This window comes from Kitasatospora sp. NPDC088351 (assembly GCF_040685575.1).
In the GTDB taxonomy this organism is placed as follows: domain Bacteria; phylum Actinomycetota; class Actinomycetes; order Streptomycetales; family Streptomycetaceae; genus Kitasatospora.
Window position 1 is genome coordinate 163,150 of record NZ_JBFBIL010000009.1, and the last position, 13,140, is coordinate 176,289.

A 13,140-nucleotide genomic window follows, 5' to 3' on the forward strand; every position below is an offset into this window, starting at 1 on the left:
GGGAATGAAGGCGTGCGGTCCGTGTTCGTGAGCTGGATCACCGGCGGATCCTGACTCGATATCAGCACCGTCCGCGGAGATGGCCGGCCCCTCGCAGTCGAATCACGAGGGGCCGGCCATCAACGTACGGGCCGGGCCCAGAGCCCGGGAGCCACGCGGTCAGGCTTCACCGAGGCGGGTCACCGGACGCCCGTCAGCCCTCGTCGCCGCCCTCCAGGTCACCCTCGGTCTCCAGGAACGCGGCCTGGAGCTGTTCGATCAGCGCCGGGTCGGGCTGCTCCCAGAGGCCGCGGCTGGCCGCCTCCAGCAGACGCTCGCTGATGCCGTGCAGGGCCCAGGGGTTGGCGCCGGCCAGGAACTCGCGGTTGACCGGGTCCAGGACGTACTCCTGGGTCAGCTTCTCGTACATCCAGTCGGCTACCACGCCGGTGGTGGCGTCGTAGCCGAACAGGTAGTCCACCGTCGCGGCCATCTCGAAGGCGCCCTTGTAGCCGTGGCGGCGCATCGCCTCCATCCAGCGCGGGTTGACCACCCGGGCGCGGAAGACCCGGGCGGCCTCCTCGGTCAGGGTGCGGGTGCGGACCGTCTCCGGGCGGGTCGAGTCGCCGATGTAGGCGGTCGGGGCCTTGCCGGTGAGCGCGCGGACGGTGGCGACCATGCCGCCGTGGTACTGGAAGTAGTCGTCCGAGTCGGCGATGTCGTGCTCGCGGGTGTCGGTGTTCTTCGCGGCGACGGTGATCCGCTTGTACGCGGTCTCCATCTCCTCGCGCGCCGGGCGCCCGTCCAGCCCGCGCCCGTACGCGTAGCCGCCCCAGACCGTGTACACCTCGGCGAGGTCGGCGTCGGTGCGCCAGTCGCGGCTGTCGATCAGCTGGAGCAGGCCCGCGCCGTACGTGCCCGGGCGGGAGCCGAAGACGCGGACGGTGGCCTTGCGCTCGTCTCCGTGCACGGCGAGGTCGGCCTGGACGTGGGCACGGACGTAGTTGTCCACGTCCGGCTCCTCCTGGGCGGCGGCGAGACGCACCGCGTCGTCCAGCAGGGCGACCACGTGCGGGAAGGCGTCCCGGAAGAAGCCGGAGATGCGCAGGGTGACGTCGATGCGCGGGCGGCCCAGCTCCTCCAGGGAGATCGCCTCCAGGCCGGTGACCCGGCGCGAGGCGTCGTCCCAGACCGGGCGGACGCCGAGCAGCGCGAAGGCCTCGGCGATGTCGTCGCCGGCGGTGCGCATCGCGCTGGTGCCCCAGAGCGAGAGCCCGACCGAGGGCGGGCAGGCGCCGTCGTTGTCGGCCCGGTACCGCTCGACCAGCGAGGCGGCGAGCGCCTGCCCGGTCTCCCAGGCGAGCTTGCTCGGCACGGCCTTGGGGTCGACGGAGTAGAAGTTGCGGCCGGTCGGCAGCACGTTGACCAGACCGCGCAGCGGCGAGCCGGACGGTCCGGCCGGGACGAAACCGCCGCCGAGCGCGTGCAGGACGGCGTCCAGCTCGTCGGTGGTGGCGGCCAGGCGCGGCACGACCTGGGTGGCGGCGAAGGCGAGCACCTCGTGCACGGCCTCCGGCAGCCCGGCGGCGACCTTCTCGACCGCCTCGGGCGACCAGTCCTCGGCCTCCATCGCCTCGACCAGGGCGCGGGCCTGCGCCTCGGCCGCGTCGGTGGCGCCGAGGGTGAGCGCGGCCTCGTCCAGGCCGAGCGCCTCACGCAGGCCGGGCAGCGCGCTGACCCCGCCCCAGATCTGCCGGGCACGCAGGATGGCGAGCACGATGTTGACCCGGTCGGTGCCGGCCGGGGCCTGGCCGAGGACGTGCAGGCCGTCGCGGATCTGGGCGTCCTTGATCTCGCAGAGCCAGCCGTCGACGTGCAGCAGGAAGTCGTCGAAGCCGTCGTCCTCGGGGCGCTCGTCCAGCCCGAGGTCGTGGTCGAGCTTGGCGGCCTGGATCAGGGTCCAGATCTGCGCGCGGATGGCGGGCAGCTTGGCCGGGTCCATCGCGGCGATGCTGGAGTGCTCGTCCAGCAACTGCTCCAGCCGCGCGATGTCGCCGTAGGAGTCGGCGCGGGCCATCGGCGGGACGAGGTGGTCGACCAGGGTGGCGTGGGCGCGGCGCTTGGCCTGGGTGCCCTCGCCCGGGTCGTTGACCAGGAACGGGTAGACGAGGGGCAGGTCGCCGAGGACGGCGTCCGGGCCGCACTCGGCCGACAGCGCGGCGGTCTTGCCGGGCAGCCACTCCAGGTTGCCGTGCTTGCCGAGGTGGATCACCGCGTCGGCGCCGAAGCCGCCGTCCGCCTGGGCGGCCGCGATCCAGCGGTAGGCGGCCAGGTAGTGGTGCGACGGCGGGAGGTCCGGGTCGTGGTAGATCGCGACCGGGTTCTCGCCGAAACCGCGCGGCGGCTGGATCAGGACCAGCAGGTTGCCGGAGCGGATGGCGGCGAGCACGATGTCGCCGTCCGGGTTCTGCGAGCGGTCGACGTACAGCTCGCCGGGGGCCGGGCCCCAGTGCTCCTCGACGGTGTCGCGCAGGCCCTGGGGGAGCGTGGCGTACCAGCGGCGGTAGTCGGCGGCGGGGATCCGGACCGGGTTGCGGGCCAGCTGCTCCTCGGTGAGCCAGTCCTGGTCGTAGCCGCCGGCCGCGATCAGGGCGTGGATCAGGGCGTCACCCTCGTGGAGCGCTGCCTGTCCGGTCGTCTCCGAGCCGGCTCGGGCCGGGACGTCATCGGCGTCGGTGTCCAGGCCCGGCAGGTCGTGGCCGAGGTCCATGCCCTCCGCGCGGAGCCGGTGCAGCAGCCGGATCGCACTGGCCGGGGTGTCCAGGCCGACCGCGTTGCCGACCCGGGCGTGCTTGGTCGGGTAGGCGGAGAGGACCAGCGCGAGCCGGCGCTCGGCGGCCGGGATGTGCCGCAGCCGGGCGTGCTTGACCGCCGTCCCGGCGACCCTGGCGGCGCGCTCGGGGTCGGCGGCATAGACGGTGAGGCCGTCCTCGTCCAGCTCCTTGAAGGAGAACGGGACGGTGATCAGCCGGCCGTCGAACTCGGGCACGGCGATCTGGGTGGCGGTGTCCAGCGGGGAGAGGCCGTCGTCGCTGGCCTCCCACTGTGCCCGCGACCAGGTCAGGCAGAGCGCCTGCAGGATCGGCCGGTCCAGCGCCGCCAGCGCGCCCGCGTCCCAGGCCTCCTCGTCGCCGCCGGCCTGCGCGTCGGCCGGGCGGGTGCCGCCGGCGGCCAGCACGGTGGTGACGAGGACGTCGGCCGTGCCGAGCGCGGCCAGCAGCTCGGGCTCGGCGCCGCGCAGCGAGGCGCAGTAGTAGGCCTTCGCCTGCGCACCCTGGTCCTCGATGGCCCGGCAGAGGGTCTCGACGAACGCGGTGTTGCCGCTCATGTGGTGGGCGCGGTAGTAGAGCACGGCGACGGTCGGGCCCTCGCTCGTCCGGGCCTCGCGCTCCAGCGGGCCCCAGGCCGGGGCGGAGGCGGGCGGCGCGAAGCCGTGGCCGGTGAGCAGCACGGTGTCGGAGAGGAACGCGCCCAGCTCGGCCAGGTTGGCCGCGCCACCGTGGGCGAGGTAGGCGTGCGCCTCGGCGGCGATGCCGGCCGGGACGGTGGACAGCTCCATCAGCTGGGCGTCGGGCGCCTGCTCGCCGGTCAGCACGACGACCGGGCGGGGGCCGGCGAGCAGTGCGTCCAGGCCCTCCTGCCAGGCGCGCCGGCCGCCGAGCAGGCGGACCACGACCAGGTCGGCTCCCTCCAGCAGGGCGGGCAGCTCCTCGGCGGAGAGCCGGGCCGGGTTGCCGAGGCGGTAGCGGACCGGGCCCTCGGAGGCGCGGGCACTGAGCAGGTCGGTGTCGGACGTCGACAGCAGCAGGATCATGCGAAGGCCCTCCCGGCCTCGATGGCGGGCACGGGGACGCGCAGGGGCGCGGGCATGCGGCAGCGCAAAGCTTCAAGCCTTCCTCGGGGTCCGCGCCCCGGGCCGGTGGAGGACGGCAGGAGTTCCTGGCTTCCACGGCGGTTGAACCGTGGTCACAGTGGCGGGACCGCACCGGGCTTGCACCGGTTTCCTCCCCTGCGCCGTCGCTGGCGTGCGGGCGGTCCGCGGGGACCGCCCGCCAGCATCGTACGGGGTGCGGCCGACCCGGGGGAGAGTGATCCGGACCGCAGCCGGGGTCACGGCCGGGCGGGAGGCGTGGATCCGGCCTGTGGGGGAGCGGCGGGTGCGGTCGGGCGGCAGCCCGTGGACGCGGCCGGGGGAAACCGGCGGAGTGACCGGACGGAGGCCGTGGGTGTGACCCGGCGATGTGACCCGGCGGAGGCCGTGGGCGTGACCCGACGGACGGAGGCAACCGATCGGATCATCTGTATGCTCGCGGCCATGCCACCGACACCCGACGCCACCGTGCCGGGCGCCGCGGTGCCCGACCGGGGGCGCGCGGACGCCTGTCCAGGAGCCCTTCGTCTGCACACCGCCGATGACGGAGCCCTGGCCCGGGTGCGCATACCCGGCGGTCTGCTGACGGTGCGTCAGGCGCTCGCGCTGGCCGACGCCGCCGACGCGCTCGGCGACGGCGACCTGGAGACCACCTCGCGCGGCAACGTCCAGTTGCGCGGCCTCGCTTCGGACTGCGGACGCGAGCTCGCCGACCGGCTGCGCGCCGTCGGCCTGCTGCCCTCCGAGACCCATGAACGGGTCCGGAACATCGTCGCCTCCCCGCTCGCCGGGCTGGACCGGGCGGGCTTCGCCGATATGCGGGCCTGGGTACGGGAACTGGACGGCCGGCTCTGCGCGAGCGCCTGGGCGGCCGGTCTCTCCGGCAAGTTCCTCTTCGCGCTGGACGACGGGCGGGGCGATGTCGCCGCGCTCGACGCCGATGTGACATTGATCGCAGGCCCGGGCGGTACGGCGCTGCTGCGCCTCGGCCGGGCCCCCGTCGCGCGGCCCGTGCCGGCCGGGCGGGCGGTGGACGCGGTGCTGGCCGCGGCCCGCGGCTTCCTGGACGCGCTGCGGGCGCACGGCCGCAAGGCCTGGCACCTGCGCGAGGTGCCCGATCTCCTGCCGGACCTGCTGGCCGGGCTGCCCGGCCTGCCCGGCCTGCCCGGCCTGCCCGATGCGCCGGACCTGCCGGACGCCCCCGCGGGTGTCGTGCCGCTCCCCCCGGTGGGCGGGGCACATCCCGAGGTGGGCGTGGTGCCCGGCGGCCTGTCGGTCGGGATGCGCTTCGGCCGGGTCGGCTCCGACCAGTGGCGGACCCTGGCCGACGCCGCCGAGGGCGAGCTCAGACTGACTCCCTGGCGCGGCGCCGTCCTGCCGGGCGCCCCGCCCGGGCGACTGCCCGCGCTGGCCGCGGCCGGCTTCCGTACCGAGCCGGGATCGCCGTGGGCGCGGGCCACCGCCTGCACCGGACTGCCGGGCTGCGCCCGGTCGGTGGCCGATGTCCGGGCTGACGCGGCGCGGGCGCTGGACGTGATGAGCGGCGCCGGCCTGCCCGTGCACTGGTCCGGCTGCGAACGGCGCTGCGGGCACCCCGCCGGCCGATGGGTGGACGTGCTGGCGACCGGGCAGGGCTACCGGGTGACGGTGACCGACGGAACGTCGGGCGTGAAGAGCGGCGAAACGAGTGACGTGACGAGCCATCTGACGACACACCCGACGAGTCACCTGACGAGCGGCGTGACGAACGTGACGAACGACGTGACGAACGAGGAGATGGCCGAGGCGGTCGCCGAGGCCAGGAGGACCACGAAGTGATCGAGTACGAGAAGGACGGCGCGTCCATCTACCGCCAGTCCTTTGCCACCATCCGCGCCGAGGCCGACCTGGCCGCCCTGCCCGCGGACGTCTCCCAGGTCGCGGTGCGGATGATCCACGCCTGCGGCATGGTCGACCTGGTCGAGGACCTGGTGTACTCGCCGGGCGTGGTCGCCTCCGCCCGCCGGGCACTGCGCGCCGGGGCGCCCATTCTCTGCGACGTGAACATGGTGGCCAGCGGTGTCACCCGCAAGCGGCTGCCCGCCGACAACGAGGTGATCTGCACCCTGACCGACCCGTCGGTGCCCGAGCTGGCCCGGAAGGCGGGCAACACCCGCAGCGCCGCCGCGATGGAACTGTGGCTGCCCCGGCTTGAGGGCGCGGTGGTGGCCGTCGGCAACGCGCCCACCTCGCTGTTCCGGCTGCTGGAGCTGATCGAGGCGGGTGCCCCGCGCCCGGCCGCGGTGATCGGCGTCCCGGTCGGCTTCATCGGTGCCGCCGAATCGAAGGACGCACTGGCCGGGCATCCGTCCGGGCTGGAGCACCTGGTGGTGCGCGGCCGTCGCGGCGGCAGCGCGATCGCCGCCGCCGCCATCAACGCGATTGCGAGCGAAGAAGAGTGACGGAGCAGCAGAACGCCACCGGCCGGCTCTACGGGGTGGGTCTCGGCCCCGGCGACCCGTCCCTGGTGACGGTTCGCGCCGCCGAACTCATCGGCAAGGCCGACGTGGTGGCGTACCACAGTGCCCGGCACGGCCGCTCGATCGCCCGCTCCATCGCCGAGCGATACCTGACGGGTGGTCAGATCGAGGAGAAGCTGGTCTACCCGATCACGGTCGAGACCACCGACCACCCCGGCGGCTACCGGGGGGCGTTGGACGACTTCTACGAGGAGGCGGCCGTCCGCCTCGCCGCCCACCTGGACGCCGGGCGCGACGTCGTCGTGCTCGCGGAGGGCGACCCGCTGTTCTACGGCTCGTACCAGCACATGCACAAGCGCCTCGCGCACCGCTACCCGACCGAGGTGGTCCCCGGCGTGACGTCGGTCAGCGCGGCCGCCGCCCGGCTCGGGCAGGCGCTCACCGAGGCCGAGGAGACGCTCACCATCATCCCGGGCACCCTGCCCGAGGAGGAGCTGACCGCGCGGATCGCCTCCGCCGACTCCGCCGTGATCATGAAGCTGGGTCGCACCTTCCCGGCCGTCCGTCGCGCCCTGGAGCGGGCCGGGCGGCTCGACGACGCGCAGTACGTGGAGCGCGCCTTCATGGACGGCGAGCGCACCGCGCCGCTGGCGGACGTCGACGCCGAGACCGTGCCGTACTTCTCGGTGGCCGTGCTGCCGAGCAAGGTCGCGCCGTTGGAGGCCGTGGTCTCCGTTCCCGCGGCCTCCGTGCCCGAGGCTTCGGAGTCCGAGGCTTCGGAGCCCGAGGGTGTGGGTGCCGGCAGTGTCACCGTCATCGGTACCGGCCCGGCCGGCCCGCTCTGGCTCACCCCCGAGGCACGCGGTGCGCTCGCGGCCGCCACCGACCTGGTCGGCTACACCACCTACCTGGACCGGGTGCCCGTCCGGCCCGGTCAGCAGCGGCACGGCTCGGACAACAAGGTCGAGTCCGAGCGCGCCGAGTTCGCGCTCGACCTGGCCCGGCGAGGACACCGCGTCGCCGTGGTGTCCTCCGGTGACCCGGGTGTCTTCGCGATGGCCACCGCCGTGCTGGAGGTCGCCTGCGAGGAGACGTACCGGGACGTCCCGGTACGGATCGTCCCCGGCATGACCGCCGCGCACGCGGCCGCCTCCCGGGCCGGCGCCCCGCTCGGCCACGACTACGCCGTGGTCTCGCTGTCCGACCGGCTCAAGCCCTGGGACGTCGTGGCCAAGCGCCTGCGTGCCGCGGCCGAGGCCGACCTGGTGCTCGCCCTCTACAACCCCGGTTCGCAGTCCCGCACCACTCAGGTCGGCCGCGCGCGCGACCTGCTGCTGGAGTACCGGGCGCCCGGGACGCCGGTGGTGATGGCCCGCGATGTCGGCGGTCCGACCGAGCGCGTCCGGACGGTGCGGCTGGGGGAGCTGGACCCCACGCAGGTCGACATGCGGACCATCCTGCTCATCGGCTCCTCGCAGACCCAGGCCGTCGAGCGTGGCAACGGCGCCGAGGTCGTCTGGACCCCGCGCCGGTACCCGGAGTAGCGGGCGGACAGCGAACGGCAAACGACAAACGGCGAACAACTAACAGATAACAGATTTCGAAATCTGTTATCTGTTAGTTGTCGGCTGTTACCCGCACTCCGTCAGCCGTCAGCCCGCCGGCTTGGCCAGCACCAGCTCGGTGTTGTGGTCCCCGGCGGAGCCGAGCAGCTTCGCCGGGTTGGCGTACGGGTCGTTGTACGACAACTCCCGGTACAGGGCGGCCAGTCCGGCGTCCGAGGTGTTGCCGAAGTCGGTCGCGTACGGTGCGGCGGACTCGATCAGCGTGGTGAACAGGGAGAGCGTGCCGTCCCCGTTGTCGGCGATCTCGATGATCCGGGCGTGTTGCGGGTAGTCGATGTGGGAGGCGGTGTTGATCTCCCAGAAGGCGCGCTCCGGCACCCCGTGGCCGTGCGCGGTGATCTTGTTCATGTGGGTGTGGCCGTTCACCCAGGCGACCACGTTCGGGTAGCGCTGCAGCAGGGCCACCAACTCGTTGCCGTCGTGCCGCTTCTCGAAGATGTTGCGCGGGTCCGGCAGCAGGTTGCCCATGGTGTCGCTGGTGTGGTGGCTGAAGACCACGATCAGCTGGTCGCTGCCGCCGCCGCGCACCCTGCGGCCGTCCGCGTCGTACCAGTGGCCGCTGTTCGCCTTGAGCCGGCTCTCCAGCCAGCGCAGTTGGGCGGTGCCGAGCGAACCGTCCGCGAAACCGGCCTGGTTGGTGGTGTCCAGGCTGATGCCCAGCACCTTCTCCGAGATCCGGAAGGTGTAGTACAGCTTGCCGCTGCCCACCGCGTCCGAGGTGAAGCCGTGGCCGTGCGGGCCCGCGCCGGTGTAGGCGGGGTCGAGGTGCGCCTTGGCGAACTCCTTGAGCGTGAACGGCCGGCGGCGCTCGTCCGGGGTGATCCGGCGCACCGCGTCGCCGTCCGACAGCAGCCGGCCCAGCAGCAGCGCGGCACCGGCCGGATCGCGTCGCAGCGCCTCCATCAGCTTGGCCGCGTCCGCGTCGTTGCAGCCCTCCAGCTTGTACTCGCCGGTGTAGAGCGATTCCAGCAGCCCGAAGTCGGGCAGCGAGCCCTCAAGGCTGTCGTCGTGGTTGCCGACCGTGGTGTACCAGGGCGTCCGCAGGCCGGGCGCGTCGAACGGGCGGCCGGCGGCGGCGAGCAGCCCGGGCACCTGCGGGAACCCCTTGGCCTTGTAGCCGTCCTGGAACGTCGACTCGGGGTTCCAGTAGGCGGCGCTGCCGGAGTTCTGCACGCCCTCGTAGCGGGAGGTGTCACCGGTGTTCTGGGCCAGCCGGCCGCCGGCCATCACGGTCAGGTACCAGTCGAGCTCGATGTGCTCGTGGTTGTCGGTGTTGTCGCCGGTGGCCATCACCAGGCTGAACGGCATCCCCGTGTAGGGGCCGCCGGCCAGCGAGTTGACCCGCTCGACGAGCGCGGAGACGCCGCGCGCGTTCAGGGTCTCCTGCGGACGGTGCGCACTGTCGTTGAACCGGGCCAGGTACTCGAACCGTACCGGGGACTCGGTGTCCACCAGGTGCAGGTCGGTGAACTGGACGAAGCTGGCCAGGCCGGTGCGGCGGTCGTCCCGTCCGGCGCCCGGGGCGGCCACGTCGCCGCGGACCACCAGCGGCCGGCCCGGCCCCGCCGTGAGCCGCTTGTACGCGGCGCTGCCGACCGGAGTGGCGACCTGGTCGAGCGTCGTCCCCTTCACCTGGACGGCGCGCGCCGCGGTGGCCGCCAGCGCGCGGTCCCGCTCCGCCGCCGACGCGAACCGCGCGCCGCCCGCCGACAGCGCCGTCCACGCCGCGGCCACCGACGTGCCCGTGACGAACGTGCGCCGACTCATCCCAGCCACAACAACCCCCACGCTTCTGACGGTCCGGTTGGGCGGATCGTCATGTCATGAACCCGACTTCTGGCGGAGCGACAGATTACTCACTGGTAGGGGTGCGGTGCGAGGCCCGGGCGGAGAACTCTTCGGGAACGCGCGGGGACAGGGCGGGAGCGAGCGACCCCGCCGGGGCCCCGCCAGGCGAATGGGGGAAAATCGACCCCGGCGGCCGACCCGGCCGTGCAGTGGCGGACGGCCCGGTTCCGGTGGCACCGGCGGGCGGTCCCGAGACAAAGGGGCGCACGTGGCCGAATCGGGAGGCCGGGCCGGGCAGCTGAAGAGCAGCGGCCTGCGGCACGGCTGGACGACGGGCGCCTGTGCCACGGCGGCCACCAAGGCCGCCTACACCGCCCTGCTCGACGGCGGCTTCCCCGACCCCGTGACGATCACGCTCCCCAAGGGCCAGCGGCCCGCGTTCGCCCTGGCCGTCGAGGAACTGGCCGTCGAGGAACTGACCGCCGAGGAGCCGGCAGCCGAGGACCTGGCGGCCGGGGGCCCGGCGGCCGGAGAGCCGCTGGGCCCCCGGGCGATGGCCGGGGTGGTCAAGGACGCCGGCGACGACCCCGACGTCACGCACGGCGCGCTGATCCGTTCGACCGTGTGGGCGGGGGAGCCCGGCAGCGGGGTGGTGTTCCGGGCCGGACCGGGGGTGGGGACGGTCACCAAGGCGGGGCTGCCGCTGGCGGTGGGGGAGCCGGCCGTCAATCCGGTGCCCCGACAGATGATCCGGGACGCCGTCGCCGAGGTGGCGGCCGAGTTCGGCGGCACCGGGGACGTGGTGGTGGAGATCTCCGTCGACCACGGCGAGGAGATCGCCCGCTCCACCTGGAACCCCCGGCTGGGAATCCTCGGTGGGCTGTCCATCCTCGGCACGACCGGGATCGTCGTCCCCTACTCCTGCTCCGCCTGGATCGACTCCATCCGGCGCGGGGTGGACGTGGCCCGGGCCGCCGGGCGGATCCATGTCGCGGGCTGCACCGGTTCGACGTCCGAGAAGGTGGCCGTCGCGGTGCACGGGCTGCCCGAGGACGCGCTGCTCGACATGGGCGACTTCGCCGGCGCCGTCCTCAAGTACCTCAAGCGCCACCCGGTGCCCCGGCTGACCATCGCGGGGGGCTTCGCCAAGCTCTCCAAGCTGGCCGCGGGCCACCTCGACCTGCACTCGGCGCGTTCCCAGGTCGACAAGGGGTACCTGGCCGGGCTGGCCCGCAAGGGCGGTGCGGACGCGGCGCTCGCCGAGGCGGTGGCCGCGGCCAACACGGGCCTGGAGGCGGTCCAGCTCTGCCGGGCGGCCGGCGTCCCGCTCGGCGACCTGGTGGCCGAGGCCGCCCGCGCCACCGCGCTCGGCGTGCTGGTCGGTTCGCCGGTCGCGGTGGACGTCATCTGCATCGACCGCGCGGGCACCCTCGTCGGCCGGGCGGAGCCGCTCGGGCCGGCCGCCGGCTGAGCGAACGGGCACCCGGTTCTCCGGGGCGGGGTCCGAGGGCGCCTGCCCTTCCATATCGTGGATGAGATTGCCACCGTCCTGCCCGAGGCGTCCGCCACCTGGCAGTGCGTCACCCTCGACGGGCCGGAGGACGACTGGGCGGAGGCGTGCTGCCGTGCTGCCGGACGGGTCTGCGCCCGAAGGCGGCGACGCCCTTACTGGCGTCATGTACTGACGCAGATAAGCCCTGTAAAAGGACAAATAGTTCGCCACGCCCACCCCGGATTCTGGTGATATCTCAAGCATGAGATATGGTCTGGCGGGTGACAGGCGACTACCTCACCCGTATCGGCACCCTCATCCGTACCGCGCGTCAGCACCGTGGTTGGTCCCAGGCCCAGCTCGGCGAAGCCCTCGGCACCAGCCAGAGCGCGGTCAACCGCATCGAGCAGGGCAAGCAGAACGTCAGCCTTGAGATGATCGCCCGCATCGGCGAAGCCCTCGACAGCGAGATCGTCTCCCTCGGCTACGCCGGCCCGATGCACCTGCGCGTCGCCGGCGGCACCCGGCTCTCCGGCGCCATCGACGTGCGCAGCAGCAAGAACGCCTGCGTGGCGATCCTCTGCGCCTCGCTGCTGACCACCGGCCGCACCACGCTGCGCCAGGTGGCCCGGATCGAGGAGGTCTACCGGATCCTCGAGGTGCTCACCAGCATCGGTGTCAAGAGCCGCTGGATCAACGACGGCCGCGACCTCGAACTCACCCCGCCCGCCGAGCTCGACCTCGCCGCCATGGACGTCGCGGCCGCCCGCCGCACCCGCAGCGTGCTGATGTTCCTCGGGCCGCTGATGCACCGCGCCGACCGCTTCGCCATCCCGTACGCGGGCGGCTGCGACCTCGGCACCCGGACCGTCCAGCCGCACCTGGCCGCGTTGCGCCGCTTCGGTCTGGAGGTCGCCACCACCTCCGGCGCGTATCACGCCTCGGTCGAGCCGGGCGTCTCGCTGGACCGCCCGATCGTGCTGACCGAGCGCGGCGACACCGTCACCGAGAACGCCCTGCTCGCCGCCGCCCGGCACAACGGCGTCAGCGTCATCCGCAACGCCTCCTCCAACTACATGGTCCAGGACCTCTGCTTCTTCCTGGAACTGCTGGGCGTGAAGATCGAGGGCATCGGCACCACCACCCTCACCGTGCACGGTCTGCCCGAGATCGGTTGCGACGTCGACTACACCCCCGCCGAGGACCCGGTGGAGGCGATGAGCCTGCTGGCGGCCGCGGTGGTGACCGGCTCCGAGCTGACGATCCGCCGGGTGCCGATCGAGTTCCTGGAGATCGAGCTCGCGGTGCTGGAGGAGATGGGCCTCGACTACGACCGGACCCCCGAGTACCCGGCCCACAACGGCCGTACCCGGCTCATCGACCTCACCGTGCGGCCGTCCAAGCTGACCGCGCCGATCGACAAGATCCACCCGATGCCGTTCCCCGGCATCAACATCGACAACGTGCCGTTCTTCGCCGCGATCGCCGCGGCCGCCCACGGCACCACGATGATCCACGACTGGGTCTACGACAACCGCGCCATCTACCTCACCGAACTCACCCGCCTCGGTGCGGACATCAAGCTGCTCGACCCGCACCGCGTCCTGGTCCAGGGCCCGACCCGCTGGCGCGCCGCCGAGATGGTCTGCCCGCCCGCGCTGCGTCCCGCCGTGGTCATCCTGCTCGCCATGCTCGCCGCCCAGGGCACCTCGGTGCTGCGCAACGTCTATGTCATCAACCGCGGTTACGAGGACCTGGCCGAGCGCCTCAACTCGGTCGGCGCCCAGATCGAGACCTTCCGCGACATCTGACGCCCGCCCGGGAACCGCCTGTCGACCGGCCTCAGCCACCGAGGCCGGTCAACAG

At 73.3% G+C, this 13,140-nt stretch carries 7 protein-coding genes and 1 riboswitch; of the genes, 5 read left to right on the plus strand and 2 right to left on the minus strand.

Translation table 11 applies throughout. The annotated features are described in order from the left end of the window. Nucleotides 1-193: 193 nt before the first annotated feature. Nucleotides 194-3,853 (minus strand): cobaltochelatase subunit CobN, encoded by a 3,660-nt coding sequence (gene cobN / locus AB0P06_RS10190; RefSeq protein WP_363606550.1) that lies wholly within the window; start codon nt 3,851-3,853, stop codon nt 194-196. A 119-nt stretch (nt 3,854-3,972) separates the two neighbouring features. Continuing rightward, nucleotides 3,973-4,046, minus strand: a riboswitch (cobalamin riboswitch). Nucleotides 4,047-4,354: 308 nt separating this feature from the next. Here cobN and cobG point away from each other — a divergent pair. The 3 genes from cobG to AB0P06_RS10205 are packed head-to-tail and all read left to right on the plus strand — an operon-like array spanning nt 4,355 to nt 7,913. Continuing rightward, on the plus strand, nt 4,355-5,728 hold the full coding sequence (cobG, locus tag AB0P06_RS10195; protein WP_363606551.1) for a precorrin-3B synthase: 1,374 nt from the start codon (nt 4,355-4,357) through the stop codon (nt 5,726-5,728). Next, on the plus strand, nt 5,725-6,351 hold the full coding sequence (locus AB0P06_RS10200; protein WP_363606552.1) for a precorrin-8X methylmutase: 627 nt from the start codon (nt 5,725-5,727) through the stop codon (nt 6,349-6,351). Before cobG ends, AB0P06_RS10200 begins: the two co-directional genes overlap by 4 nt. Continuing rightward, entirely contained in the window at nt 6,348-7,913 is a 1,566-nt protein-coding gene (locus AB0P06_RS10205; protein WP_363606553.1) for a precorrin-2 C(20)-methyltransferase, read from the plus strand. Before AB0P06_RS10200 ends, AB0P06_RS10205 begins: the two co-directional genes overlap by 4 nt. Nucleotides 7,914-8,021: 108 nt before the next feature. On the opposite strand, the gene AB0P06_RS10210 is transcribed toward AB0P06_RS10205, so the two are convergent. Next, nucleotides 8,022-9,761, minus strand: coding sequence for a TIGR03767 family metallophosphoesterase (locus AB0P06_RS10210; RefSeq protein WP_363606554.1), 1,740 nt, complete (start codon nt 9,759-9,761; stop codon nt 8,022-8,024). Nucleotides 9,762-10,050: 289 nt separating this feature from the next. Here AB0P06_RS10210 and AB0P06_RS10215 point away from each other — a divergent pair, with 289 nt between their 5' ends. Continuing rightward, nucleotides 10,051-11,253: a cobalt-precorrin-5B (C(1))-methyltransferase gene (locus AB0P06_RS10215; protein WP_363606555.1), complete on the plus strand. Its 1,203-nt coding sequence runs from the start codon at nt 10,051-10,053 to the stop codon at nt 11,251-11,253. Nucleotides 11,254-11,555: 302 nt separating this feature from the next. Continuing rightward, nucleotides 11,556-13,085 (plus strand): UDP-N-acetylglucosamine 1-carboxyvinyltransferase, encoded by a 1,530-nt coding sequence (locus AB0P06_RS10220; RefSeq protein ID WP_363606556.1) that lies wholly within the window; start codon nt 11,556-11,558, stop codon nt 13,083-13,085. Nucleotides 13,086-13,140 lie beyond the last annotated feature (55 nt).

What these genes read in the sequence shown, in the direction of transcription:
- cobN (WP_363606550.1), bottom strand. Translation starts at nt 3,853, where the DNA reads ATGATCCTGCTGCTGTCGACGTCCGACACCGACCTGCTCAGTGCCCGC.
- cobG (WP_363606551.1), top strand. Translation starts at nt 4,355, where the DNA reads ATGCCACCGACACCCGACGCCACCGTGCCGGGCGCCGCGGTGCCCGAC.
- AB0P06_RS10210 (WP_363606554.1), bottom strand. Translation starts at nt 9,761, where the DNA reads ATGAGTCGGCGCACGTTCGTCACGGGCACGTCGGTGGCCGCGGCGTGG.